The 25,862-nt window shown below is 68.0% G+C and carries 23 protein-coding genes; 12 read left to right on the plus strand and 11 right to left on the minus strand.

Features of this window, described 5'->3' with window-relative positions:
• The first annotated feature begins 15 nt into the window (after window positions 1-15).
• Window positions 16-1,557, plus strand: a complete 1,542-nt coding sequence (locus tag JWS13_RS31880; protein WP_206011823.1) for a GAF domain-containing sensor histidine kinase — start codon at window positions 16-18, stop codon at window positions 1,555-1,557.
• Between the two features lie 64 nt (window positions 1,558-1,621).
• Window positions 1,622-2,041: a LytR/AlgR family response regulator transcription factor gene (locus JWS13_RS31885; protein ID WP_206009317.1), complete on the plus strand. Its 420-nt coding sequence runs from the start codon at window positions 1,622-1,624 to the stop codon at window positions 2,039-2,041.
• Here the strand turns inward: JWS13_RS31885 and JWS13_RS31890 are convergent.
• Window positions 2,019-2,696, minus strand: a complete 678-nt coding sequence (locus tag JWS13_RS31890) for a response regulator (protein WP_206009318.1) — start codon at window positions 2,694-2,696, stop codon at window positions 2,019-2,021. The genes JWS13_RS31885 and JWS13_RS31890 overlap by 23 nt on opposite strands.
• A 289-nt stretch (window positions 2,697-2,985) precedes the next feature.
• On the opposite strand from JWS13_RS31890, the gene JWS13_RS31895 reads away from it, so the two are divergent.
• Window positions 2,986-3,270 carry a hypothetical protein gene (locus JWS13_RS31895; RefSeq protein ID WP_206009319.1) on the plus strand — a complete coding sequence of 95 codons (285 nt, stop codon included), beginning with the start codon at window positions 2,986-2,988 and terminating at the stop codon, window positions 3,268-3,270.
• A gap of 58 nt (window positions 3,271-3,328) precedes the next feature.
• On the opposite strand, the gene JWS13_RS31900 is transcribed toward JWS13_RS31895, so the two are convergent.
• Both JWS13_RS31900 and JWS13_RS31905 read right to left on the minus strand, forming a co-directional pair.
• Window positions 3,329-3,598, minus strand: a complete 270-nt coding sequence (locus JWS13_RS31900) for a WhiB family transcriptional regulator (protein WP_374229524.1) — start codon at window positions 3,596-3,598, stop codon at window positions 3,329-3,331.
• Window positions 3,599-3,834: 236 nt separating this feature from the next.
• Window positions 3,835-4,692: an SGNH/GDSL hydrolase family protein gene (locus JWS13_RS31905; protein ID WP_206011824.1), complete on the minus strand. Its 858-nt coding sequence runs from the start codon at window positions 4,690-4,692 to the stop codon at window positions 3,835-3,837.
• Between the two features lie 221 nt (window positions 4,693-4,913).
• Here JWS13_RS31905 and JWS13_RS31910 point away from each other — a divergent pair, with 221 nt between their 5' ends.
• Genes JWS13_RS31910 through JWS13_RS31920 form a run of 3 tightly spaced genes read left to right on the plus strand, consistent with a single transcriptional unit; the run spans window position 4,914 to window position 8,436 of the window.
• A complete protein-coding gene (locus JWS13_RS31910) occupies window positions 4,914-6,155 on the plus strand; it encodes an acyl-CoA dehydrogenase family protein (RefSeq protein WP_206009320.1) in 1,242 nt (413 codons plus the stop codon).
• A gap of 17 nt (window positions 6,156-6,172) precedes the next feature.
• Window positions 6,173-7,531 (plus strand): LLM class flavin-dependent oxidoreductase, encoded by a 1,359-nt coding sequence (locus tag JWS13_RS31915; RefSeq protein WP_206009321.1) that lies wholly within the window; start codon window positions 6,173-6,175, stop codon window positions 7,529-7,531.
• Window positions 7,532-7,575: 44 nt separating this feature from the next.
• Window positions 7,576-8,436 (plus strand): SDR family oxidoreductase, encoded by an 861-nt coding sequence (locus JWS13_RS31920; RefSeq protein WP_206009322.1) that lies wholly within the window; start codon window positions 7,576-7,578, stop codon window positions 8,434-8,436.
• 71 nt (window positions 8,437-8,507) lie between these two features.
• On the opposite strand, the gene JWS13_RS31925 is transcribed toward JWS13_RS31920, so the two are convergent.
• The gene (locus JWS13_RS31925) at window positions 8,508-9,263 is read right to left on the minus strand and encodes an IclR family transcriptional regulator (protein WP_124391604.1); all 756 of its coding nucleotides are present in this window, start codon (window positions 9,261-9,263) and stop codon (window positions 8,508-8,510) included.
• On the minus strand, window positions 9,260-10,714 hold the full coding sequence (locus JWS13_RS31930; RefSeq protein WP_206009323.1) for an APC family permease: 1,455 nt from the start codon (window positions 10,712-10,714) through the stop codon (window positions 9,260-9,262). The genes JWS13_RS31925 and JWS13_RS31930 overlap by 4 nt, the downstream gene beginning before the upstream one ends.
• Before the next feature lie 419 nt (window positions 10,715-11,133).
• Here JWS13_RS31930 and JWS13_RS31935 point away from each other — a divergent pair, with 419 nt between their 5' ends.
• The 4 genes from JWS13_RS31935 to JWS13_RS31950 all read left to right on the plus strand — a co-directional run bounded on the left by JWS13_RS31935 (window position 11,134) and on the right by JWS13_RS31950 (window position 16,706).
• Complete coding sequence (locus tag JWS13_RS31935) at window positions 11,134-12,639, plus strand: aldehyde dehydrogenase family protein (RefSeq protein WP_206009324.1); 1,506 nt, start codon at window positions 11,134-11,136, stop codon at window positions 12,637-12,639.
• 169 nt (window positions 12,640-12,808) lie between these two features.
• Complete coding sequence (locus JWS13_RS31940; RefSeq protein WP_206009325.1) at window positions 12,809-14,299, plus strand: APC family permease; 1,491 nt, start codon at window positions 12,809-12,811, stop codon at window positions 14,297-14,299.
• Window positions 14,296-16,242 (plus strand): primary-amine oxidase, encoded by a 1,947-nt coding sequence (locus tag JWS13_RS31945; RefSeq protein WP_206009326.1) that lies wholly within the window; start codon window positions 14,296-14,298, stop codon window positions 16,240-16,242. The genes JWS13_RS31940 and JWS13_RS31945 overlap by 4 nt, the downstream gene beginning before the upstream one ends.
• A 5-nt stretch (window positions 16,243-16,247) precedes the next feature.
• Window positions 16,248-16,706, plus strand: a complete 459-nt coding sequence (locus tag JWS13_RS31950) for a hypothetical protein (protein WP_206009327.1) — start codon at window positions 16,248-16,250, stop codon at window positions 16,704-16,706.
• A gap of 55 nt (window positions 16,707-16,761) precedes the next feature.
• Here the strand turns inward: JWS13_RS31950 and JWS13_RS31955 are convergent, their stop codons facing one another.
• A complete protein-coding gene (locus tag JWS13_RS31955) occupies window positions 16,762-17,436 on the minus strand; it encodes a GntR family transcriptional regulator (protein WP_206011825.1) in 675 nt (224 codons plus the stop codon).
• A 162-nt stretch (window positions 17,437-17,598) separates the two neighbouring features.
• On the opposite strand from JWS13_RS31955, the gene JWS13_RS31960 reads away from it, so the two are divergent.
• Complete coding sequence (locus tag JWS13_RS31960) at window positions 17,599-19,377, plus strand: CocE/NonD family hydrolase (RefSeq protein ID WP_206011826.1); 1,779 nt, start codon at window positions 17,599-17,601, stop codon at window positions 19,375-19,377.
• A 117-nt stretch (window positions 19,378-19,494) separates the two neighbouring features.
• Window positions 19,495-20,634, plus strand: coding sequence for a serine hydrolase domain-containing protein (locus JWS13_RS31965; protein WP_206009328.1), 1,140 nt, complete (start codon window positions 19,495-19,497; stop codon window positions 20,632-20,634).
• A gap of 12 nt (window positions 20,635-20,646) precedes the next feature.
• Here JWS13_RS31965 and JWS13_RS31970 read toward each other — a convergent pair whose 3' ends face one another.
• The 5 genes from JWS13_RS31970 to JWS13_RS31990 all read right to left on the minus strand — a co-directional run bounded on the left by JWS13_RS31970 (window position 20,647) and on the right by JWS13_RS31990 (window position 25,632).
• Window positions 20,647-21,555, minus strand: a complete 909-nt coding sequence (locus JWS13_RS31970) for an ABC transporter substrate-binding protein (RefSeq protein WP_206009329.1) — start codon at window positions 21,553-21,555, stop codon at window positions 20,647-20,649.
• Between the two features lie 11 nt (window positions 21,556-21,566).
• Window positions 21,567-22,316, minus strand: a complete 750-nt coding sequence (locus tag JWS13_RS31975) for an ABC transporter permease (RefSeq protein ID WP_206009330.1) — start codon at window positions 22,314-22,316, stop codon at window positions 21,567-21,569.
• Window positions 22,313-22,963, minus strand: coding sequence for an ABC transporter permease (locus JWS13_RS31980; protein ID WP_072937263.1), 651 nt, complete (start codon window positions 22,961-22,963; stop codon window positions 22,313-22,315). Before JWS13_RS31980 ends, JWS13_RS31975 begins: the two co-directional genes overlap by 4 nt.
• Window positions 22,960-24,069 (minus strand): ABC transporter ATP-binding protein, encoded by a 1,110-nt coding sequence (locus JWS13_RS31985; protein WP_206009331.1) that lies wholly within the window; start codon window positions 24,067-24,069, stop codon window positions 22,960-22,962. Before JWS13_RS31985 ends, JWS13_RS31980 begins: the two co-directional genes overlap by 4 nt.
• A 66-nt stretch (window positions 24,070-24,135) precedes the next feature.
• Window positions 24,136-25,632: an aromatic amino acid ammonia-lyase gene (locus JWS13_RS31990; protein ID WP_206009332.1), complete on the minus strand. Its 1,497-nt coding sequence runs from the start codon at window positions 25,630-25,632 to the stop codon at window positions 24,136-24,138.
• Window positions 25,633-25,862: the final 230 nt, after the last annotated feature.

A 25,862-nucleotide genomic window follows, 5' to 3' on the forward strand; every position in this document is an offset into this window, starting at 1 on the left:
GCGGACACGCGAGAGATGCCTGCGCGTCTGATAGCGCTCCTGGTGCGCCCGACCACGCCGCCGCTGTGGCTGGGAATCGTGGTCGCCGCCACCGTGATCACCGTGGAAACCGTTGTGGTGCACCAGCTCGACACGGTTGCGCCGCAGAACGCCTTCGGTGCGGTGTTCCTGCTCGGAGTCCTGGTGGTCTCGGCCCGCTGGGGATTCGTGCTGTCGGTGATGACGACGTTGGTGAGCGCAGTCGTCTACGTCTACTTCCACCTCCAGGTGGCGGGGTCCCTGCTTCCGACCAAACCCGGCGACTGGGTGGCCGTCCTGGTCTTCCTGCCCGTCGCGCTGGTGGCCAACCTCATGGCCGGTCAGGCCAGGTTGCGGACCGCCGAGGCTGTCCTGCGCCGGCGCGAGGCCGAGGCCAGCCGCGACGAACTCGGGATCCTCGCCGCACACCAGGCCGCATTGCGCCGAGTGGCGACACTGGCGGCGCGTGGGGTGAGTCCACCGGAAGTGTTCACCGCTGTCGCCGAGGAACTCGCGCTCTGGCTGCACGTAGTCAACGCCGTGCTTCTTCGCGACGACGGGGACGGCACGGGCACGTTGGTCGCCGTGCGATACGAGCCGGGGATCACCGGGATGTCTGTCACCGGGGACAAAATCCCGATGGAGGGCGACGACGTCGGGGCGATCGTTCTCCGCACCGGCCGTGCCGCCAGGATCGACAACCACGAACACGTCGGCGGGGAAGTCGCGACCCGCATTCGCGAAGGCGGCTTCGGATCGATCGTGGGAGTCCCGATCGTCGTGGACTCCCGGGTGTGGGGTGCGGCGATCGTCGGATCGCGGCGCGCCGAGCCGCTGCCACCGGACACCGAGGCGCGACTCGGTGACTTCGCCGATCTCGTCGCGACCGCGATCGCGAATGCGGTGACCCGTGCCGAACTGCTCGCCTCGCGCGCGAGGATCGTCGCGGCCTCCGACGAGGCCCGGCGTCGCCTGGAACGCGATCTGCACGACGGGGCTCAGCAGCGACTGGTGTCGCTGGGGCTCGAGGTGCGGATGACGGAGGCATCGGTGCCTGCCGAATGGGTGGACGTGAAGGAGCAGTTGTCGGCCGTCGCGTCGGGGCTGAAGGGGGTGTCGGAGGATCTGCGCGAGCTCTCGCACGGAATCCATCCGGCGATCCTGTCGAAGGGAGGGCTGGGATCGGCGGTGCGGACGCTGGCGCGTCGCTCGGCGGTCCCCGTCACCCTCGACGTCGCCATTGAGGACCGCTGCGCGGAATCGGTGGAGGTAGCCGCCTACTACGTGGTCGCCGAGGCGCTCACCAACGCCGCCAAGCACGCGCGAGCCTCCGAGGTGCACGTGTCCCTGGGAACGGAGGACGGCGCCCTGCACCTCGTGATCCGGGACGACGGCGTCGGCGGTGCCTCGTCCGCCGCGGGCTCCGGGCTCCTCGGATTGCAGGACCGGGTCGAGGCCCTCGGCGGCCACCTGCGGATCACGAGCCCGCCGGGTCACGGCACCACTTTGGACATCACCATCCCGGTAGCCGGCGAGTGAACGACGGGCACCCGCGGTATTTACCTGCTAGCGGGAATGCGTAGCAGGCGGTATCGGGTCGACGATGGAGGGCATGGTGTTGCAGCCCGGTCGTCCACGATGCCTGATCGTCGATGACAGCCTTTGTTTTCTGGACACTGCCCGGCGACTGCTCGAGCAGCAGGGCATCCCCGTGATCGGCACGGTGTCGAACAGCGCCGACGCGGTGCGGACGGCCGCGGAACTGCAGCCCGACGTCATTCTGGTCGACGTCGAACTCGGCGCGGAGAGCGGATTCGACCTCGCGCAGCGACTCGACGAGTCGTTCGCAGCGGCGGTGATCCTGATTTCCACGCACGCCGAGCAAGACCTGGCCGACCTGATCTCCGGGAGCCCCGCGGTGGGATTCGTGTCGAAGACCGAGCTGTCGTCGGACGCCGTCCGGGATCTGCTCCGCGCTGACCGGGATCGCGTGGCTCCGGTCAGCGAGCCTCGAGAAAGGTGACGACCGCGAGAACCCGTCGGTGATCGTCGCCGGTCTCCGGGAGGTTCAGTTTCGTCAGGATGCTGCGAACATGTTTCTCGACGGTTCCCTCGGTGACCCACAGTCGGCGGGCGATGCCGGCATTGGACCGTCCTTCCGCCATGAGGGCCAGGACCTCCCGCTCCCGCGTGCTGAGCGCCGCGAGCGGGTCGTTGCGCCGACGGGCGGAAACCAACTCCTGCACCAGCGCCGGATCTACGACGGACGCTCCCGCGGCGATGCGCTGCAGGGTGTCGATGAAGTCGTCGACGTCGGTGATGCGGCTCTTGAGCAGGTAGCCGATTCCCCGGCCGCTGGCCAGTAATTCCATCGCGTGCTCGACATCGGCGTGCGCCGACAGCACCAGGATGCCGACCTCGGGGAACTCTTCGCGTATCTCCCGGGCAGCGTCGAGGCCCTCGGTGGTGTGGGTCGGTGGCATCCGAATGTCGACCACCACCAGGTCGGGCGTTCTCTCGCGGACCAGTTCGAGGAGGGTGGTTGCGTCGCCGGTCTGCTCCAGGACGTCGAAGCCGGAGCGGGTGAGCAGGCTCGCCACACCCTCGCGGAGCAGGACGTCGTCCTCGGCCAGCATCACCCGTATCGGGGTCTTCGCCGGAGGGTCGGATTCGGCCATCGTCGACCTCGAGTTTCCCCGTCGTCCGTGAGAAAGCGCCCGATCACCGTCGAAGTGATCGATTTCGAGGGTACGTCATCGGCACCCCGCCGACACGCCACAACGCGGTCCTGCACACGGCGGCCGGTAATGGAATTGCAGCTACCTGGAAGACCGAGATTACGGCTGGTAGCACCCGCAACCACCTGCTGGCTGTGGCGACTCCGGGACGTGTTCGGACGAAAATTTACATCAATGGTCGATCGATCATCAACCCGATCACAGCTCCAGAAAACGAAAGGTGAGAACAATGAACAAGCTCGCAATCCGCGCGGCCATCGCCGCAGCCGCAATCGCACCCCTCATCGCCCTCGGCGCCGGAACAGCCTCCGCGGCAACAGCAACCGACAGCGTCGGTAGGCCCGTCGCCCGGGTCGTGCCGGATGCGGGGCCCGTCACCGACGTGCCGCAGTCGGGCTTCCCCTGGGGCTGGCCGGGAACCTACGGGCCCGAGCGGGTGGAGTCCGGCCCGTTCCTCGGTGGCTTCGGCGGTTTCGGCCACTTCGGTGGGTTCGGTGGCCACGGCATGTTCTAGCTCGCGGTCGTATTCGACTCGGCTACATGCACGTTCGAGACCACTCTCCGGAGGCCGGTCAGCGCCGCCCGCCGGAGCGGGTTCGGCGGGCGTGGCGTCGGCGGTCGGCCTCGGTCATCCCTCCCCAGATTCCGTATGTTTCGTCCGCTGTGAGGGCGTGGTCGCGGCACTGGGCGAGCACCGGGCACTCTTCGCAGATCTGCCGGGCGTTGGCCTCGCGGCGGGCACGGGCTTGGCCGCGTTCGCCGTCGGGGGAGAAGAACACCGACGATGCGACTCCGCGGCACGCGGCCACCTCGCGCCACTCCGCGTGGTGGGGTGCGGCCACGGGGGCCCGTATTCCTGACGTTTCTGCCAACAGCACTGCGGTCCTTCCGTTCCCGGCCCGTGGACGATCCATGTGCCGGGAAACAGATATCGTTTTTATTCATGTGAGTGTCGGTATCGGTTACGTCCGTTGCCGGATAACAAACCGTACGACCCGTTTGAAGGATATACCGGATAGGCCCCGGGTGTGCCACTAGGTCGGGCGTCCAGCAGTGCCTGCCCGCCGATGCCCGCTGGTCAGGGGAGGGCCGCGACGACGAGCGAGGCCATCGCTCCGTGCCCTTCATGGGTGGGGTGCAGGGGCATCGTGAACGACCGGGGGATGAGGCCCTCGAACCAGCGTCGATCGGGTCCGGCGCACGCATCGTGCCCCACCGCGGCGGCGGCCACGTCGACGAACCGGGCGCCGTTCGCGCGTGCCGCATCGGCGAGAACGTCGTTCATTCTCACGAAGAACTGCACGACGAAGGCGGCGTCGGCGTCGCTCGTGGGGACGTAGGGCCAGCAACCGCGGTCGCCGAAGATGCCGCCGTGACCCACCAGGAGCACGGTTGCCGAGGGGGACTTCGCGGCGATGGCGGCCAGGGTCGCGGACACCTTCGGGCCGAGCACGGTGAGGGCGTCGTTCATGCGCCGGGCCGTGGTGGCGTCAGAGCGACACTTCGCGTCGAATCCAGGAGCGGGCGTGTAGCAGGGCTCGACCAGCGACGACCATGCGATGTCGTTTCCGCCGATGCTGACGGTGACGAGCGTCGTGTCCGGCTGGAGCGCCCCGATCTGCGTTGGCTGCGGTCCGGTCACGGTGAATTGCGGTGTTGTCGTGATGTTTTCGGTCTTCGCGGCCGCGCAGGCCCGGCTGACGTACGATGCCGCACTCAGGGTGTCGGCGACGATCTGCGGGTACGCGTCGGATGTGCGGAAGCATCCGTCCCGAATCGACAGCAGATCCTGAGGCGACCCGGTGGCTCGCGAATCCCCCAACGCGACGTACCGGACGGCGGAGTCCGGCGCGGCGTCGGCCACCGCCGGATGCGAGCACGGGAGCGCGAGCGCCACCACGCACGCGGCGAGGATCGAGGGCAGGCCCGGCTTCACGGGAACACTTCGAGGACGACCGGGTGGTGCAGGCCCGGCGGGTTTTTCGTCATCACTCATCTTATTTCCGCCTGCCGGATATCGCCTGACTTCGGCGGACCCGGTTTTCTACGCGTCGTGGAGATCGCGCACTTCGCGTCACGCTGAGTCCAATCGGTGACATCCACCCCGGCGTCGTTGAAGGCTGAACCAAGAACCTGAGGCGAATTCAAAGGGGACTTATGACTGCGATTTCGGAACGTATTCACCAGGCTGCCGGCGTGGTCGTGCCCGGCTCGGCCGAGTACCGCGAATTACTGGCGTCGATCGCGGAAGGTGCGAGTGCGCGCGACCTGGACGACACCAATCCATTCGACCAGATCGACGCTCTACGGAGCGCGGGCTTCGGCGCGCTACGGCTGCCCACCAGCGTCGGGGGCGGCGGACTCACCATCCGTGAACTGTTCGCGGTCATCATCGACGTCGCCGAGGCAGACCCGATCGTCGCGCACATCCTCCGCACTCACTACTGGTTCGTCGAAGAACGACTCCGCCAGGCCACCGCCGCGGGATATCAGGGTCTCGAGAACGACCGGTGGATCTCCCTGATCCTGCAGGGGAAGATCTTCGGAAACGCGAGCAGCGAGCGCGGATCCGAGGCCGTCGGAAACTTCAAATATGGCACCCGGATCACCTCGAGCGGCGACCGATTCCTCCTCGACGGTGAGAAGTTCTACAGCACCGGGACACTGTTCTCCGACTACGTCAGCGTCTGGGCGGATGTGGACGGGACCGCGGTCGCGTCGGTCATCGTGCCGACCGACCGGGACGGCGTCGAGATCGTCGACGACTGGGACGGAATCGGCCAGCGGCGCACCGGAACAGGGACGACACGATTCCACGACGTGGAGGTGACCGAGGCGGACATCGTGTCACGCATTCCCCTCGATGCGCCGCCGGAACCGTCGTATCAATTCGCGTTCCTGCAGTTGTACCTGCACGGGTTGATCAGCGGCATCCTGCGCAGTGTCGTGTCGGATGCCGTGGAACTCGTCGCGGGTCGCAGCCGCGGGTTCAGTCATGGGCCGTCGGCGGAGCTGAACCGCGATCCGTTGTTGCAGAATTCCATAGGAACGCTGGCCAGCACGGCGTTTGCCGCCGAGTCCGTGACGCTGGCCGCGGCCGACGCCATCGACGCAGCGTACGCGTCGTTGGACGACGCGGTGCCGGACGCCGAGCTGGCCGCGCAGGCGTCGTTGCGCACGTCGCAGGCCAAAGTGCACGTGGACGAGATCGCGACCCGGGCCGCGACAGCACTGTTCGAGCTCGGCGGAGCGTCCGCGGCCTCGCGCGCGAAGAATCTCGACCGGCACTGGCGCAACATCCGCACGATCTCCCTGCACAACCCGGCGTCGTACAAGGCATCGGCCGTGGGCAACCATCTCCTCAATTCCGAACCCCTGCCGTTCAACGGCTATTTCTGATCGATCAAGGACACATCATGTCTCGTGAACTGCACCTCGCCGGCTTCCTCATCGCCTCGCACGTCACCCACTCCCACGCCGCATGGAGGCACCCGGCCTCGGAGACCGACTACCTCGGACCGGACTACTACCGGCGCGTGGCACAGACCCTCGAACGTGGAAAGTTCGACTTCCTGTTCTTCGCCGATCTCCTTGCCACACCCGTTCGGTACGGCAACGACATCCGGGTCCCGCTGAGCAGTGGAACGCAGGCGTCGGCGACCATCGACCCCTCGCTGGTGGCCGCGGGCCTGGCGAACGTCACCGAGAAGATCGGACTTGCGATCACCAAGTCCACCACTTACTTCCACCCGTACGAGGTGGCGCGGATCTTCGGCACGCTCGACCACCTGTCGCGGGGCCGGGCGGGCTGGAACGTCGTGACCTCGCTCAATCAAGCGGAAGCCCAGAACTTCGGCATCGACAACCACCTCGGCCACGACGAGCGGTACGACCGCGCCCAGGAATTCCTCGAGGTCGCGTTCAAGCTGTGGGGGAGTTGGGATCGCGACGCCCTGGTTCAGGACAAGGCGTCCGGTGTGTTCGCCGATCCCGACAAGGTCCGGACGGTCGATCACGACGGCGAATGGTTCAAGACCCGCGGCCCGCTCACGGTTCCGCACTCGCCTCAGAGCAGGCCCGTGATCATTCAGGCCGGGTCCTCCTCGATCGGTAAGGACTTCGCGGCCCGCTGGGCGGAGGCGATCTTCGAGATCGACCCGACGAGCGAAGGCCGCAGGGCCTACTACGACGACGTGAAGTCACGCGCCTCGAACTTCGGCAGAAACCCCGACGACATCAAGATCTTCCCGTCGTTCGTCCCGTTCGTCGGGGAAACGGAGTCGATCGCGCGAGAGAAGCAGGCGTTCCACAACGAACTGGCCGATCCCATCTCCGGCCTGATCACGCTGTCGGTGCACACCGATCACGACTTCTCGCAGTACGACCTCGACGCTCCGATCGAGGATGTCGTCGTGCCGGGCACCCAGGGGTTGTTCGACGTGGCCCGCCGGCTCAGCGTCAACGACAATCTCACGTTGCGCGACATCGGCAAGCTGTACGCCCAGGGTGTACTCCTGCCGCAGTTCGTCGGTACGGCGTCGCAGATCGCCGATCAGATCGAAGAAGGATTCCTCGGTGGGGAGGCGGACGGGTACATCCTGTCCGCGGCTCAGGCGCCGGGAACGTTCGACGACTTCGTCGACCTCGTCGTCCCCGAACTACAGCGACGCGGACTCTTCCGCACCGACTACACCGGCAGCACGCTCCGCGACCACCTCGGTCTCGGTGGTGCGAGCCTGACCCCAGCGCCGCGCGGGGTGGCAGCGGTGACCTAATTCGGGCTACCGACGTAACTCAGATACTGCTAGTCTCCGAAACCATGGGAATCTTCAGCGGACGGAATTACCCCGAGATCGACCTGGACGGCGCGGTCGTCGTCGTGACCGGGGGAGGGCGGGGCATCGGCCGCGCCACTGCGGAACTGTTCGCGGCCAGGGGCGCGACCGTGTGCATCGGCGACCTCGATCGTGCTGTGGCCGACGAAGCCGCGGCGGCGATCGGCGCCCGGGCGTACACGGTGGACGTCGCTTCCGCGGAGTCGTGGCGGCGATTCGTCGACGACGTGCTGGCGGACTGCGGCCGCATCGACGTGCTGGTCAACAATGCCGGCGTCATGCCGCTCGGTGGGTTCCTCGACGAATCCGGCGAGACCAGCCGGATGACGATGAACGTCAACGTGTGGGGACCGCTGCACGGCATGCGCACGGTGTTGCCCGGCATGGTCGAGCGCGGGCGTGGCCACATCGTGAACGTCGCATCCATGGCCGGCAAACTGCCCGTGCCCGGGATGGCCGTCTACAACGCCAGCAAGTTCGGGGCCGTCGGACTGTCCGCCGCCGTCCGGGCCGAGTTCGCTCCGGCCGGTGTCAGCGTGAGCACCATCCTTCCCAGCGCGGTCCGCACCGGGCTGTCGTCGGGGGTGCCGCTGGGCGGTGGGATGCCGACCGTCGACCCCGAGGACGTGGCGGACGCCATCGTCCGGACGCTCGACCATCGTCGCGCCGAAACCGCGGTGCCCCGCTACCTCGCCGGGTGGGACCTGATCTACGCCGTGGTCCCGGAGCGCCTCCTCGACCTCGGCCGCCGGCTGGTCGACGACCGGCGGGCGCTCACCGCCGTCGACCCCGCCGGGCGGGCCGACTACGACCGTCGCCTCGCCCGGCAGTCGCAGTCGACGTGAGTGGCAAAGAGTGCCGCGGCACTCTTTGCCACTCACCTGCGGCGTGATCGAAGCGCCGGTATCAGGTGACGTCAGGCCATCAGTGGGGCGAGCCGTTCCGCGTGCTCCCGCAGTGACGGGACGTGCCGCAGCATGAGGTGTTCGTGATCGACGTGCCCCGACAGCGCCAGACTGCCGACGAGCGCCCCCGCTCCGGACCGGACGGGGACGGCGACGCACGCCGACGCATCCCGCAGCTCCGCGAGTTGGGTGGCGAACCCCTGGCTCCGGATCAGGTCCAGATTCGCGAGCAATTCACTCCGCACGACGATCGTGCGGGCCGTCAGCGCCCGCGGCTCCCAACGGGGAATCACGGATTCGAGTTCCGACTTCTCCGCGAGGAGAAGTTTGCCGACCGCACACGCGTACAGGTGCTGGTTGAGAAACGACTCGTCCTCCGGCGGCGGGTATTCGGGGTCGGCGTCGGCGGTGCGGACGGCGACGTTGGTGTAGTAGAAGAGGTGGACCCCGAAGCGCACCGACAGTCGAAGCTCGGCGAGGACCGCCCGCGCCGCCGCACAGACGGTGGGCACCACGGCGGCGTCGACGAGGACACCGATCTTCTGGCCCAGGGCGAACCCCGACAGGTCGGGGAGCCGCACCACGTAGCCTTCGCCGACGAGGATGTTGAGCAGCCGGTACGTGGTCGCCGACGGCATCGACAGGCGGGCCGCGATGTCTTTCGCCGTCACACCCGAACCGGCGCGGGCCACTTCCTCGAGCACCCGCAGCGCGCTGGTGACGGCCTTCGGCTGCCGCCCCGACAGGGCCCTGTCGTCGGCGTTCACCGGCGGACCTCCCACGGGCGGTAGCGGCCCAGCAGGTCGTCGGCGACGGCCTCGTCGTACACACCCATCCGTTCTCCGATTCCGGGGGATCGCCGGGCGCGGATCGCGAACATCGCGGCGCCGAGAAGCATCAGAAGCACGTAGACGGCGGTTGCCGCGCCCGCGACGTACGTCCGCGAGAACGCCGCCCACCCGACCAGCGCCACCATCGCCGCCGCCGCGAGCGCGCCGATGACCAGAGGCAGCCGGGTCAGTTCACCGATCCGCCGGAGGAACGCCGGCGTCGCGACGCACAGCAGCACGTACGCGAGGACGTAACCGTGGGCGGACACGGCGAGCAGCCCGATCAGGACGTCGCGGCTCGAACCGCTGACGACCAGGAAGAGGACGGGGACGGCGACGATCACCGGCATCGCGACCGCCAGCGCCACGTGCGGGGTGTGGAACCGGTGGTGCGTCCGGCCGAACACGGTCGGAACCACACCTTCGCGGCCCATCGCGAACAGCGTTCGCGACAGTGCGGTCGTCGAACCGAGAACGCAGGCGAACCAGGAGGCGGTGATGCCGAGTTCCATCACGATCGACAGCGCCGACGAACCGGCGCCGGACGGGTCGGGCAACGTGAGGACGATCGGCAGCGAGTCGACCCCCTGCCGCACCGGTTCCGGCAATTGCAGGGCGGCCGCGAACACGTACAGGACGCCCAGGGCGATCGGGGTCCACCGGATGGCGCGCGGAACGGTGACGAACGGGTTGCGGGCCTCCCGCGCCACCGTGCCCGCACTCTCGAATCCGACGAACGACGTGATCGCGAGCAGTACGGCGAACCCGACCGCGGACCCCGATTTCGCGCCGCCCGCGGACGGGGTCGCGCCCTCCCGGACCGATTGGACGAACGCGACCACGAGCGCGGCGGAGGCGGCGACGATGGCGAAGACCTCGATGGCGAGCATGATCCGCGCCGACAACTGCACCCCCCGGATCATCAGCATCAGGGCGAGCAGTCCGACGATCGCCGCGAGGACCGCGATGAGCGTCGACCCCGCCGGAAGCCCGACTCGGCCGAGCAGCGCCGCGAGGTAACTCGCGGCGCCGAGCGTGCTCGCCATGGCGGCGGCCGCGTAGCCGACGAGCAGCGACCACCCGCCGGCGAATCCGGGCACCGCCCCTAGTCCCTTCACGATGTAGCTGTAGAGACCGCTGACGGCCACCATCCGCGTGGCGAACTGGCCGACGCAGTAGCCGACCGCCGTCATCAGAATCGCCGCGGCGACGAACACCGCGATGGTCGCCCGGCCTGCGTCGGGGATGACGAGCGCGGGCAGCGTGACCATCACCGCCGACGGTGCGACCGCGGACACCGACTGCCCGAGCACCTGGACGAAACTCAGACGCGCGCGCTCGAGACCGGCGACCGGTGATCTACTTCTGATTCTCGGTGTACCGGACACCACGCACCTGCTCTCCACACTTTCTCGCCTGCCCGCGCGTGATCGACGCCGGGCTGCATGAGTTGCACGCTAGCGCAGGAGTCGAGCGTGATGCGCGGATCGGAATTAATTTTCGGTCACCTCGAATGAGAATGGCCGGGGAATTCGTTCCCGATTCCGGTGCCGGCGCCTGCGCGCGGGGCGGGTCAGCTGCACCGACCCGGAAAACCCGAATGAGAATCGCCGCCGCCACGGCCGGAAAAGTCGAATGAGAATGCCGCAGGACCGGATTCCCATCCGGATTTAGTAGTGACCGGCGACACATCCGGGGTTTATCGTGGATTCGGGCCACAGCACGACGAGGCGAAAATTCCCGCCAAAAGTGTTCTGCCGAAGCCGGATTCATTCACAGTTCCGTTCACTCCATCGAAGAGGACATGATGACTGCAGTCGTTCACACCCCCACCGCCCTCGACCCCCGGGTCGTCGACTTCGTTTCGTCCCCGAAGCGCATGTTCGTCGACGGCCGCTGGGTGGACTCGGCGTCGGGGCGGACGTTCGAGACGGTCGATCCCGGCACCGGACAGGTGATCACGACCGTGCCGCACGCCGGCATCGAAGACGTGGACCGGGCGGTGGCCGCGGCCCGGCGGGCGTTCGAGTCCGGGCCGTGGCGCACTCTCACCCCGGCCGAACGCCAGCGGATCCTCTGGAAGATCGGCGAGGGAATCCTCGCCCGGGCGGATCAGTTCGCGCAGCTCGAGTCGATCGACAACGGCAAGTCCGTGGCGGTGGCCAAGGCCGTCGACGTGACGTGGGCGGCGGAGATCTTCTTCTACTACGCCGGCTGGGCCACCAAGATCGAGGGCCGCACCATCCCGGTGTCGGTGCCGTGGGCGCCCGGAGCCCGCTTCCACGCCTTCACCACCCGCGAACCGGTCGGCGTGTGTGCGCAGATCATCCCGTGGAACTTCCCGCTGGTGATGGCCGCGTTCAAGGTGGCGCCCGCGCTGACCTGCGCGAACACCATGATCCTCAAGCCCGCGGAGCAGACCCCGCTCACCGCGCTGCTCCTCGCCGAGGTGATTGCCGAGGCCGGCGTCCCCGACGGCGTGTTCAACGTGCTCACCGGTTTCGGTGACATCGGCGCGGCGCTGTCCAGCCACGACGACGTCGACAAGGTCGCGTTCACCGGCTCGACCGAGGTCGGAAAGAAGATCGTCAACGCCGCGTCGGGGAACCTCAAGAAGGTGTCCCTCGAACTCGGGGGCAAGAGCCCGCAGGTCGTATTCTCCGATGCTGACCTCGAGGCCGCGATCCCCGGTGTGGCGAGCGGATTCCTGTTCAACCACGGCCAGGCCTGCACGGCCGGAACCCGGCTGCTCGTCGAGGATCGGATCTTCGACGAATTCACGTCCGGGGTAGCCGATTTCGCGAAGTCGCAGAAGATCGGACCCGGGCTCGACCCGACCAACGACATCGGCCCGCTGATCTCTCAGGAGCAGCTGGGCAAGGTCACCGGCTACATCGACGCCGGACTCGCCGACGGCGCCCGCGCCCTCTCCGGTGGGCGGCGGCACGGCGACACCGGTTTCTACGTCGAGCCCACCCTGCTGGTCGACGTGAACCGCGACTTCAGCGTGTACCAGGAGGAGATCTTCGGACCGGTCGCCGTCGCGGTGCCGTTCAACCGGGAGGAAGGCGTCCGCGCGGCCGCCAACGACACCCCCTACGGCCTCGCGGCCAGCGTGTGGACCCGGGACGTGTCCCGCGCGCACGAAGTGGCCGCCGAGATCAAGGCGGGCACGGTGTGGGTGAACTGCCACAATGCGTTCGACACGGCGCTGCCGTTCGGCGGCTACAAGCAGTCCGGGTGGGGACGCGAACTCGGTGAGGGCGCCATCGCCGAATACACCCAGAGCAAGTCCGTCAACATCGCGCTCTAGAAGCCGTGGCCGGAGGCGAATGAGAACAGCCCTGCGTGCGTTCTCATTTGCCGTCGACGAACCGTGACACTTCGGCAACCGCGCCGACAACCCGCAGCCGCATGCTCGTTCCGGAGCTCACCGCGGAGCACCCACGCAGACCCTCTCCTCGTGAAAGTCGAAGGAAGCCATGACAACCAACGCCTCACCGCACCCGAGTGCAGTCAGCGACGGCGCGTCTCGCAGACTGGCAGGCACCCTCGGACCCGGTGCCATCGTGTTCATGGTCGTCGCAGCGGCGGCCCCGTTGACCGTGATCGCCGGCACCGTCCCGCTGGGGATCTCGGCGGGCAACGGCGCCGCCTACCCGGCCTCGTACCTCGTCTGCACGGTGGTGCTGCTGTTCTTCGCCGTCGGATTCACCGCGATGGCCAAGCACCTCCCCGGCGCCGGCGCGTTCTACACCTACATCACGCAGGGTCTGGGCCGGCATGCCGGTCTCGGCTCCGCGTTCCTCGCGCTGCTGTCGTACACCGCCGTCCAGGGCGCGGTCTACGGATACATCGGGGCCGCCGTCAACGATTTCGTCACCGCGCACGGCGGTCCCGAACTTCCCTGGTACGTGTGGGCCCTGGCCGTGACCGCCGTCGTCGCGATCCTCGGGTACCGGCACATCGACCTGTCCGGCAAGGTGCTCGGCGTCCTGCTCGTCTGCGAGGTCGGCATCGTCCTCGTCATCGACGCCTCGGTCATCCTCCGCGGCGGCGGTGACGAGGGCTTCTCGACGGCGGCATTCCACCCCGGCGAGTTCTTCTCCGGGGCGCCCGGCATCGCCCTGATCTTCGCCATCGCCGGGTACATCGGATTCGAGGCCACCGCCGTTTTCCGTGACGAGGCCCGCGACCCGGGCCGCACCATTCCCCGCGCCACCTACCTGGCGTTGCTGGTCATCGGCGGCTTCTACGCGCTGTCGAGCTGGGCGATGGTCAGCGCGTGGGGGGACGAGGGTGCGGTGGCCATCGCGACCGAGAACCCGGAGGGCATGATCACCGAGACCGCCACCCGCTACGTCGGCGCGATCGCCGGCGACCTCGTCCAGATCTTCCTGATCACGAGCCTGTTCGCCGCGCTGCTGTCCTTCCACAACGTGCTCTCCCGGTACATCTTCTCGCTCGGGAACAGTGCGGCCCTGCCCGCAGGCTGCGGCCGCTCGCACGACAAGCACGCGTCGCCGTACGTCGCGTCGGTCGTGCAGACGGTGTCCGCGCTCGTCCTGATCCTCGCGTCCGCCTTCGCCGGACTCGACCCGGTGACCGAGGTGTTCGCCTGGTTCGCCGGGGTGTCCTCGGTCGGCATCGTCGCCCTGATGACCCTGACGTCCGTGGCCGTCCTCGTCTACTTCGGCCGGACCCGGGTGGACCGGCGGCTGTGGAACACGGTGATCGCACCTCTGCTCGGGCTCGTCGGCCTGGCCGGGCTCCTGATCATGACCGTCGCCAACCTCCCGCTCCTCGTCGGCGGGTCCAGCACACTCGCCGCCGTCATCGGGGTCCTGCTCGTCGGAACCTTCGCCGGCGGAGCAGCAGTCGCAGTACTCCGGCCCCACGCCGCACGACAGAACACCGCACTACCGCAGCACCACACGAACGACACCATCATCGACAAGGAGATCGCACGATGAGTACCGCCACCACCGAGACCCCGGCCACCGTGAGGTCCGCCGCCCCGGATCACCCGCTCACCCCGCTGTCCGCGGACGAGATCCGCTCGGCGAAAGCACTCCTCACCGACGAGGGACTGATCGGCGAGAACGTGCGCTTCGTGTTCGTCGCGCTCGCCGAGCCGCACAAGTCCACGGTCCTCGCGTTCACCCCCGGCGACCCCATCGAGCGGCGCGCCCGGATCCTGCTGCTCGACCGGTCCACCGGCATCGGCACCGACCTCGTCGTGTCGGTGACGGAGAACCGCGTGATCAGCTCGACCACCGTCGATTCCGCCACCGACGGTCACGTTCCGATCCTCGACGAGGAGTTCGAGGACATCGAAGCGTTCCTGCTCGGCAGCTCCGACTGGCTCGCGGCGATGGCGAAGCGCGGCATCGAACCGTCGAAGGTCCGGGCGGTTCCCCTGTCGGCCGGTGTGTTCGGCCACGAGGACGAGGTCGGGCACCGCATCGTCCGCGTCCTCGCCTTCCACCAGGAGGACAAGGCGGACCTGCCGTGGGCGCACCCCATCGACGGGGTGGTGGCCTACGTCGACCTCACCGAGCGTCGCGTGGTGAAGGTGGTCGACGAGATCGAGCTGCCGGTCCCCGCCGAGCGCGGCGAATGGAATGCCGAACCGCACGCGACACCCACCCGCACCGATCTCAAGCCGATCGAGATCACGCAACCCGAGGGTGCCAGCTTCTCCGTCGACGGCAACGAGATCACCTGGGCCGACTGGAAATTCCGCTTCGGCTTCGATGTGCGTGAGGGACTGACGCTGCACCAGCTCTCGTTCGACGACGGGGGAGTCGAACGCCCCGTGATCTACCGTGCGTCGATCGCCGAGATGGTGGTCCCCTACGCCGATCCGTCCCCGGTTCGCTACTGGCAGAACTACTTCGACCAAGGGGAGTACCTGTTCGGCCGGTACACCAACTCGCTCGAACTCGGCTGCGACTGCCTCGGCGAGATCCAGTACTTCGACGTCACCATCGCCGACGAGTCCGGCGACCCGCGGGTGATGAAGAACGCGATCTGCCTCCACGAGGAGGACTACGGCGTCCTGTGGAAGCACACCGACATGTTCAACGACATGACCGAGACCCGCCGCTCGCGTCGCCTCGTCATCTCGTTCTTCCTCACCATCGGCAACTACGACTACGGGTTCTACTGGTACCTCTACCTGGACGGCACCATCGAACTCGAGGCGAAGGCCACCGGAATCGTCTTCACCTCCGCGTACCGCGGCGCGGAGGGATTCTCCACCCAGATGGCACCCGGGCTCGGCGCCCCGTTCCACCAGCACCTCTTCTCCGCTCGACTCGACATGGCCGTCGACGGTAATGTGAACACGGTCGAGGAGGTGGATGCCGTGCCCGTCCCGATGGGACCGGAGAACCCGTGGGGCAATGCCTTCCGCTGCCAGAAGACCACGCTGACCACCGAATCCGAGGGGCAGCGCACCGCCGACAACCTCAAGGCCCGGGTCTGGCACATCACCAATCCCACCAAGCAGAACAGGCTCGGACAGGATGTCGGGTACGCCCTGCACCCCGAGGGACAACCGGTACTCCTCGCCGACCCGTCGAGTTCGATCGCCGCCCGCGCCGCGTTCGCGACCAAACACCTGTGGGTGACCCAGTACGACGAGTCCGAGCGCTACCCCGCAGGCGACTTCGTCAACCAGCACCCTGGCCAGGCCGGTCTACCGGCCTTCGTGGCGGGCAACCGGGACATCGACGGCGAAGACCTGGTGCTGTGGCACACGTTCGGGCTGACGCACTTCCCCCGCCCCGAGGACTGGCCGGTCATGCCCGTCGACTACGCCGGGTTCAAGCTCAAGCCCGTGGGGTTCTTCGACCGCAATCCCGCGCTCGACCTGCCGGCGAGCACCGCGAAGCACTGCTGCGAAGGCTAGACGTCGTGACCACTGTCTTCTCGACGGCCTTTTCTACGGCCGCTCGCCGCACCAGTCACTGGTGGCGGCGGGCGGCCGCGGCCCTCGCGGTCGCCACGGCCGGACTCCACGCCGCGACGCTCGGTGAGCATGCGGCGTCGTCGCCGATGGTCGGGCTGGTGACTGTCGCGATGATCCTCGGTTGCCTGTACTGCGCGGGGCACCTGTGGATGCGGGGGTCGCAGCGGGACTGGGGGCTGGTCGCGCTGATGAACGTCGGGATGATCGCGCTGCACCTCACCGTGATGAGTCCCGGTTCGGGCGGCGGCCATCACGGGCACACGATGCATGCGGCGGCGTCGGCGCCGATGGGGCAGTCGCTGTCGACTCCGATGGCGGCGGCCCTCGCGACCGCCGCGCTCGAGGCGGTGGTCGCCGTGACGGTGCTCTTCTACCGCAGCCGGCTCGACCAACCCCCCACGTGAGTGGGAAAGAGTGCCCGGGGACGCTTTGCCACTCACCTGGGGGGTGGGCCGGGCCCTAGCTCCCGTCCTGCTGCGCGAGTTGGGCCTTGATCCTCGCGGTCGCGTCCAGGAGCGAATCGTTGTTGACCGCGGCGGCCGCGGCGTCGTCGTGCTCCCGGGCGGCCTCGACGAGACGCTGCTGGTACATCCACAGCGAGTCGTCCTCGGTCGTGTCGACGGTGCCCTCGGCGCCGACGATCTTGTAGGCCCGGCAGCGCTGCCACAGCGTGCGGATCGTCTCGACGAGCACGGGATTTTCGGCGGCCTCGTACAGGATCGTCAGCAGCGCCTCGTCGTGGTCGAGATAGGCCACCACCCGCCGCTCGTCGAGGGCGGTGCGCATGAGCGCGAACTCGTCCTGCATCCGGGCACTGTCCGCAGCGCTGATCCGCTGCGCGCCGAGCCGGGCGGCCTCCACCTCGAGCAACCGGCGGACATTGTAGACGTGCACCAACTCGGCGAGGGTGAGGCCCTTGACCACCGCCCCCTTGTGCGGTGACCGCTCGGCCAATCCCGCTTCCTCGAGCCGGCGGATCGCCTCGCGCACCGGCATCACGCTCGTTCCCACCTGCTCGGCGAGATCCCGCACCCGGAGGCGGGCACCGGCAGGCAGATCACCGTTCATGATCGACTCGTGGATCATGTCGTAGACCTGGTCGGTCAGCAGTGATGTTTCGGCGCGCTTGGATATTGGCACGACTCAAATATAAACGGCACCGCCGATCGGTACTGCCGTCCGGGAATTGCCGTCTCGCCCGGCCGAAGAGCGTTTACGCTCTTCGGAGGTTCTCCGGACTGTGTGACGGATGGCGGGTGGGCTGTGAATCGCAGGGTGGGCAGATCGACGCTGACGATGGCGGTGGCCGCGGCCGCTGTCTTGACACCGATCGCGGCGGCCGCTCCGGCGACCGCCGACGCGGGCGGGTTCACGAAGACGACGCTCCATTTCCAGGTCTTCGTCGGACCGAACCGCGACGTGCCGTGCGACGTGATCGGCGACGTGTACAAACCGGATGCGGCGTCGGCGTCGAACCGCGTCCCCGCTGTCCTCACCACCAACGGCTTCGGCGGTTCCAAGAACGACCAGGCCGGTATCGGCTCGTTCCTCGCCTCCCGGGGCTATGCGGTGCTCGCCTATTCCGGGCTGGGCTTCGGCGGTTCGGGCTGCAAGATCCACATGGACAACCCCGAGTACGACGGACGCGCGGCGAGTGAACTGGTGAGCTTCCTCGGCGGCCGCGACGGGATGGCGTTCGTCGATCCCGCGCACACCGTTCCCGTTCCGGGCCTCGACTACGTGGTGCAGGACGCGACAGCTCACCACGGCACGGCCGAGGCGAACGATCCGCGGGTCGGGATGATCGGCGGCTCCTACGGCGGGGCAGTGCAGTTCGCCGCGGCGTCGGTGGACCCACGGATCGACACGATCATCCCGATGATCACCTGGAACGACCTCAGCTACTCGCTCGCGCCCAACACCATCGGCCAGACGTCCGGGGTCAGCACGTCGATTCCCGGTGCGTCGAAGGTGGTGTGGTCGCTGACGTTCGGGGCCGTCGGCGCCACCAACCCCCGGCCGGAGGGCTACGCGCAAGATCCGGTGCGGGCCTTGGGATGCCCCAACTTCGCGGACCCGGCGTGCCCCGCGCTGGCGCAGTCCGCGGTGCAGGGTTTCCCGGACCCGGCGTCCGTCGACTTCCTGCGGCAGTCCTCCGTGGTGTCGTACGCCGACCGCGTGAAGATTCCGGTGCTATTGATGCAGGGCCAGCAGGACACCCTGTTCGACCTCAACGAATCGAAGGCCACCTTCGAGACGCTGCAGGCGCAGGGCAACGACGTGAAGATGATCTGGCACAGCTGGGGGCATTCCAACCTCACTCCCGCCGAGGGCGAGATCAACCTGAAGGACCTCAACCCCGACACCCAGTACGAGACGGGCCGGATCATCGACTGGTTCGACCACTATCTGCGGGACAGCGGGGCGAGCACCGGGCCGGTGTTCAGCTACTTCCGCGACTGGGTCGACTACACCGGCAACGCCGCACCCGCGTACGCCGAATCCTCGGATGTCTCGGTGGGTCAGGGCTTTTCGCTCTACCTCTCCGGTGACGGCGCGCTGACCGACCGCCGGGACCGCATCGTCGCCGGCGCTCAGACGCTGCACACGCTGCCCGGCGGGCTCCCCACCGACCGCGAGGCGCCGGACACGAGGCCGAACGCCCCGGTCCCGCAGAGCGTCCAGCCCGGAACGGAGGCCGAGTGGTCGTCGGGGATCCTCGATGCCCCGCTGGACGTGGTCGGAGCGCCCGTGCTCGACGTCCGCGTCACCGCCGCACCCGCGGTCACCGGTGTCGAGGACTCGCTGGTGGTCTTCACCAAGCTGTACGACGTGGCCCCCGACGGCACCGAAACGCTGATCAACGGGCAGGTCGCGCCGGTGCGGATGGTGGCACCCGGTGAGCCCGTCCGGGTCGTGATGCCGGCGATCGTCCACCGCTTCGGTGAGGGACACCGCGTTCGGCTCGTGGTGGCCGGCGGCGATCCGAGTTTCCGCGGCGGGCTGGTGCCGCATCAGGTCACCATCGACGCGGGCGACCCGGGGCAGGCGCTGGTGCTGCCGGTGACGGGCTGAGGACGAGCCCCGAGCGGCAAGTGATTGACATCACACCGTCCCGGGATCAGACTGGGAACCTCATTTGAATCCGATGTCAATATCAATATTGTGTCGGCCGGTGGAGAGGAACCGCAGGTGACCGAGCTCGGAGGAGTGTGCGACCAGCGCTTCGCGGCGTTGCAGGACGCATTGAAGGACAATCTCGAGTCCGGTGAGGAGCTCGGCGCGTCGATCGTCGTGACCCTCGACGGACAGCCGGTGGTCGACATGTGGGGCGGATGGTCCGATGCCGATCACACCACCGAATGGGGGCGCGACACCCTCACCAACGTGTGGTCGTGCACCAAGACGGTGACCGCTCTCGCCGCGCTGATGCTCGTCGACCGCGGTCTGCTGGACGTGTACGCGCCCGTCGCGAAGTACTGGCCCGAGTTCGCGGCCGCGGGCAAGGAGCGCGTCGAGGTCCGCCATCTCCTCTCGCACACCTCGGGGGTGTCGGGATGGGATCAGCCGATCACGGTCGAGGACACGTTCGACCTCGCCGAGTCGACGAAACGTCTTGCCGCCCAGGCTCCGTGGTGGGAACCGGGCACGGCGTCCGGATATCACGCACTCAACTACGGCCATCTGATCGGCGAGGTCATTCGACGGGTCGACGGACGCACCCTGGGACGTTTTGTGGCCGAGGAGATCGCCGGACCGCTGGGGGCCGACTTCCACATCGGACTGGACCCGTCGGAGTTCGGCCGGGTGTCGAACGTAGTCCCGCCGCCGCCGTTGCCGATCGACCTGGCGTCCCTCGACCCCGCCAGCGTCATCGTCAAGACGTTCACCGGGCCCGGGCCGGACGCCTCCGCGTCCTGGTCCGACGCATGGCGCAGGGCGGAGAACGGCGCGGCAGGCGGTCAGGGCAACGCCCGGTCACTCGCTCGGATCCAGTCCGCGGTGGCCTGCGGCGGCGAACTCGACGGTGTCCGCCTGCTGTCGCCGGACACCATCTCGCTGATCTTCGAGGAGCAGTCGAACGGCGTGGATCTGGCGCTGGGGCAGCCGATCCGGTTCGGCATCGGTTACGGATTGCCGACACCCGTGTCGGTGCCGTTCGTCCCCGAAGGGCGGATCTGCTTCTGGGGCGGCTGGGGCGGATCGCAGGTCGTCGTCGACACCGAACGCCGGATGACCATGACGTACGTGATGAACAAGATGGGTCCGGGACTGCTCGGCTCCGACCGCACCGCCCAGTACGCGACGGCGACGTTCGACGCACTGGGCTGACGCGGGGGAGGTTCAGGACGCCAGGCCCTTGTCCTGCAACCACTCCCGGGCGATGTCACCCATGTCCTCGAGGTCGGCCACCCGCTCGTTCATCGCGATGAGATCCTCGGTCGTCAACGCCGCCGACACGTCCGCCAGCACGGCGCGGACGTCGTCGCCGGCCTTGTTCTCGTTGATGATCGGGGTGATGTTCTCGGCCAGGAACAGGTGTTTGGTGTCCTCGAGGGCCACGAGGTTCTCCGAACGCATCGCCGGGTCGGTGCTGAACACGTCGGCGACCTCGATCTGACCGCTGAGCAGGGCGTTGAGCGTCAGGGGGCCGCCGGCGTCCAGCGCCAGGAACTCCTTGAACGTCAACCCGTACCTGTCCTTCAGGCCGGCGACGCCGTTCTCGCGGGTCTTCCATTCGGGCGGGCCGCCGAGGGTCAGTTCGCCGGCGTGGGGCACGAGGTCCTCGATCGTCTCGAGCGAGTACTCGTCCGCGGTCTCCTGCCGCACCGCGAGAACGTCCTTGTCCTCGGCGGGGGACGGTTCCAGCGCGATGAGCCCGGCGGGAAGCTTCGCCTTGATCTGCTCGGTCACCTCGTCCGACGCGGTCGCGGTGGTGGCGCTGTCGAGATACTGGAGCAACGCACCCGAGTATTCGGGCAGCAGGTCGATGGAACCGTCTCGGATGGCCGGGACGTACACTTCCCGGCTCCCGATGTTGAGCTTCTCCGTCACGTCGATGCCGTTCGCCCGCAACGCCTCCGCGTAGATGGTGGCGATCAGCTGGCTTTCGGGGAAGTCCGCGGAACCGACGACGATGGCGCCGTCGCTGCTCCCGCCGCCGTCGGCCGCGAGGGGGTCCTTGCCGATCCCGCAGGCCGTCAACGACACCAGGGTGGCGCCTGCCAACGCGACGATCAATGCCTTCTTCATGGTGATGTCCTTCAGATCAGCGAGGGCTCGGGTACGGACGTGGGACGGGCCGCGACCGCGGGGTCTTCGGACGCGGAGCGCTTGCTGCTGCGCACCCGGCGGGTGAGTCCGGGCGAGACGACCCGCGCCGTGAGGAACCCGATCGCGAGATCGAAGGCGAGCGCGAGGAGCGACACCAGGACCGCCCCCGCCGCCATCTGCGCGTAGTCGCTCTGCGCCTTGCCGTCGATGAGGAGTCGTCCCAGGCCGCCGAGCGAGATGTACGCGGCGACGGTCGCAGTCGAGACGATCTGCAGCACGGCGCTCCGGACACCCGACAGCATCAACGGCAGCGCACAGGGCATCTCCACCTCGGTGAGGATGCGCATCGACCGGAACCCCATTCCCCGTGCCGCGTCGACGGCGGCCGGGTCGACGGAGCGGATGCCCGCGTACGTGTTGGTGAGGATCGGCGGGATGGCCAGCAGCACCAGCACGATCAGGCTCGGAATCAGGTAGGCCAGCTTGCTCGAGAACGACGGCGCGATGACGAGGACCAGCAGGATCAGCAACCCGATGGTGGGGAGGGCGCGCAGCGAGTTGGCCATACCGGCGACGACGACGGACCCGCGCCCGGTGTGCCCGATATACAGGCCGAGAGGAATTGCGATCAGCGCCGCGGCGAACAGGGCGAGGAACGTGTACATCAGGTGCTGGAGGAGCAGTGCCGGAATACCTTCGGGCCCTGTCCAATGGGCACCGTCGAGCAGAAAGTCGATCATGAGGTGACCACCTTCGGGGTCCACGGGGTGAGTAGCCGGTTCGCGAGCACGATGAGGAGGTCGAGAACCAGTGCCAGCAGCAGACTGAGCGCGATACCGGCGATGATGGGTGTGTAGAAACGCAACTGGAAACCCTGGGTGAACAGCGAACCGATCTGCGGGATCCCGAGCAGAGCGGCGAGCGAGACCAGGCTGACGTTCGACACCACGGCCACCCGCAGTCCCGCGCAGATCACGGGAACACCCACCGGGAGCTGAACTTTGAGCAGCGTCTGATACGGCCGGTAGCCCATCGCCGTCGCGGCGAGCACGGTTTCCTGGGGCACCGAGTCGAGGGCGTCGGCGACGACGCGGACCAGCATGGCGACGGTGTAGATCGTCAGGGCGACGATGATGTTCATCGGATCGAGGATCTTCGTCCCGAGGATCGGTGGCAGCAGGACGAACAGGGCGAGCGACGGGATCGTGTAGAGCAGACCGGCGGTCCCGACCACGTACGGGTTGATCCGGCGATTGCGGTGCGCGAGCCAGCCGATGGGCAACGCGACGATCACGCCGACGACGATCGGCACGAGGGAGAGCAGGATGTGCCAGCCGACGAGTTCGACGATGCGGTCGGACTGGCGGCCCAGCCATTCGAAGTTCATCGGGCCACCGCCCCCGCGAGATCCGCCGACTCGATCGCTGCCACGGCCGCGTGAGCCGTCACGGTGCCGACGAGTACCCCGTCGCCGTCGACGACCACACCCCGCTTGCTCGGTGCGGACAGGGCGGCGTCGAGCAGCGCCCGCATCGTCCCGTGTGCGTCGGCGACCGTGCCGCTGAGATTCACGTCGTCCGGGCGAATGCTGCCGACGACGTTCGCCGGCTGAACCCACCCGATCGGCTTGTTCGCCGGGTCGACGATGAGAAGCCAGTCGTCGGACGCCCGCGCGAGGGCCTCGCTCGCCGAATCGCCCAGACGGGCAACGGGTTCGGCGACCGTCTCCACGCGACCGTCGAGGTTCGCGAAACCCAGCGACCGGTAGCCGCGGTCGCGTCCGACGAAATCGGCGACGAACTCGTCGGCGGGCTCGGTCAGCAACTCCAGGGGAGTGGCCGCCTGCGCCAGGACTCCGCCGGTCCGTAACACGACCACCTGGTCGCCGAGTTTGAGCGCTTCGTCGATGTCGTGGGTGACGATGATGATCGTCTTGCCGATTTCTTTCTGCAGTCGGAGGAATTCGTCCTGCAACTGGCTCCGGACCACCGGGTCGACGGCACTGAACGGCTCGTCCATCAGCATGAACGCCGGATCCGCGGCGAGAGCGCGCGCGACCCCGACTCGCTGCTGCTGCCCACCCGAGAGCTGCCACGGATACCGGTCCGCGAAATGCGCGGCCAGGCCGACCGTCTCCAGCAGTTCCATGGCCCGGGTCCGGGCCTCCTTCTTCGTCTTCCCCAGCAGCTTCGGCATCGTCGCGACGTTGTCCACGATGGTGCGATGCGGGAACAGTCCGGCGTGCTGGATGACGTACCCGATCCGCCGGCGCAGCAGCGCCGGGTCCATATCCGCAGTGGATTCGCCGTCGAGGGAGATGGTTCCGGACGTCGGTTCGATCAACCTGTTGATCATGCGCAACGACGTCGTCTTGCCGCAGCCCGACGGACCGACGAGGGCCGTGATCTTGCCGCTGGGGCACTCGAGGTCCAGTTCGTTCACCGCTGTCGTGCCGTCCGGGTACGCCTTGGTGACTTTGTCGAATGTGATCATCCGCGTGCTACTTTCGTGTAGTCCGGGAGGTGAGGCGCCCGGAGGTTCGGTGTCGGTGGGACTGCTCTACCGAGCTGTGTCTTTCTCCGGATTCGGCAACTGTTCCAGGAACTTCACCGCAGCTTTCAGGTCGTCGCTCAGGGGGCGGTCGGTGGTCCGGGGGTCCAGGCAGGTGCGCGCACGGTGCAGGTAGGCGCCGAGTTCGGTGTCCGTGTCGAGGTCGCGGTGCTGCTGGCCGAGTGCCCGCACCGCCGAGATCAGTTCGCACGCAAGGACGATGCGGGACTGCGCGAGGATGTCGGTGAGCTGGGTGGCGGCCTGGGACGCGAAACTCGCGTGGTCCTCGGTGCCGCGGGAGATGACCGTATGTCCGAGGGAACCCGGTGCGGCGGCCATCCGGATCTCCGCGATGGCCGCGGACGTCGTGTACTCCAGCAGCATGGTGCCGCTGCTGCCTGCCGGACCGTCGGCCAGGAACGGCCGCAGGCCGGTGACTGCCGGATCCGACAGGTTGGCCAACCTGCACTGCGACAGCAGCGCCGCGCTCGACAGCGCGAGTTTCGCCTCGTCCACGGCGAGGGCGATCGGCATTCCGTGGAAGTTGCCGTTGTGGAACACGGTGTCGTCCTCGACGGAGATGAGCGGGTTCTCGGACGACGAGTTCATCTCGATCGCGAGGGTTCCCCGCAGCCGTTGCAGCGCCTGCCAGGTGGCACCGAGGATCTGGGGGAGGGCGCGGAACCCGTAGGAGTCCTGCACGCGGGCGGCCTGGATGTCGTGGTCGGCGAGCAGTTCCCGGACCCGGCCGGCCACCTCCTCCTGGCCGAGGTGCCTGCGGGCCGCCTGCACCCGTGCGGCGAACGGCTCGACGGAACTGCGCGTCGCCAGCAGCGACAGCACGCCGACGATCAGCGAATGCTCCAGCCAGTTCGCCACGCTGTCGGTGGCCGTGGCGGCGAGCGCGACGGTCATCGCGTTCGTCGAGATGAGGGGGAGGGCGTCACCCTGGTGCGCCGTCCACCGGGGCACCACCCGGCTGTCCCGCAGCGGTGTCTCGCCCATCAGCCCGAGCGCGATCTCGGAGAACGCGCTGAGGTCGCCGGTGCCGATGGCGCCGCGAGCGTGCACGGCGGGCAGTTCGTCCTCGGCGACGGCATCGATCAGCGCCGTCACGATGTCGGGGTGCAGACCGGATCCGCCGTTGAGGATCTGGTTGACGCGAATGATCATGGCGGCGCGGACGACGTGGTCCGGCAGCGAGGGACCCGAACCCGTCGCGTGGCTGCGGAGCAGGCGGAGGTCCTGTTCGACGCCGTCGGAGACGGAGGTGTCCCGGTTTCCGCCGACACCCGTGGTGCGTCCGTAGATCGGCTGACGCGCGGCGATGCGCACCGCGGTCTCCCAGGAACGGTGTGCGTGGTCGAGTGCGGCGGGGTCGGGCGCGACGACGACCGGTTCCCGGGCCAGGGTCGTCAGCTGATCGACGGTGAGCTGGGAGCCGTCGAGCAGCACCGGAACGGGCGGGTGCGGTTCCTCGGTCGGGCGGGGATCTTTCCGGGTCATCGGAACTCCGTGATCGATGCGGTGTACGGGTACTCACGAGGCGGGTGCGGACGGAGCCGGACGTCGTCCGGCGTCTGCACTCAGTGTGGTCTGCCTCACTCGTTCGAGATGTATAGTCCTGTATATACCGCAGCCTGTCAACCGTCGGTTTCCGGCGATCGACGGTTTTCGACCCCGCCCCGAGGGGCTCGCAATCCGGCTAGGTCGACCTCTCACTTCGATCAGTCCCT

This window comes from Rhodococcus pseudokoreensis (assembly GCF_017068395.1).
In the GTDB taxonomy this organism is placed as follows: Bacteria; Actinomycetota; Actinomycetes; order Mycobacteriales; family Mycobacteriaceae; genus Rhodococcus_F; species Rhodococcus_F pseudokoreensis.